Here is a 221-nt window from a genome sequence, read left to right on the forward strand (position 1 = left end):
TGTTGTGCTTCAGATCCGGCTGGCGAAACAGCGCCACCACCGCCACGTAAGCGGCATTTTCGTCCATCGGCATATTCAGCGTCACGTTGCCGCCGGGCATCACCAGCAGCGAGCGGGAGGCCAGCATATCCTCTCTCAGGGCAGGACTGTCATCACGCAGCAACATCTGATAATCAGCGGAGTCCAGGCTTTTCCGGTCCTTCAGCTGATACACCCTGACC

1 protein-coding gene is annotated in these 221 nt (G+C 58.8%); it reads right to left on the minus strand.

Going from position 1 to position 221, the window contains the following annotated elements; all coding sequences use genetic code 11:
- Window positions 1–221: type VI secretion system lipoprotein TssJ (gene tssJ, locus AAIR21_RS28280; protein WP_434682899.1), on the minus strand; the 221-nt coding region annotated here is incomplete at both ends.

The organism is Enterobacter sp. PTB (assembly GCF_051130085.1).
GTDB lineage: Bacteria > Pseudomonadota > Gammaproteobacteria > Enterobacterales > Enterobacteriaceae > Enterobacter > Enterobacter ludwigii.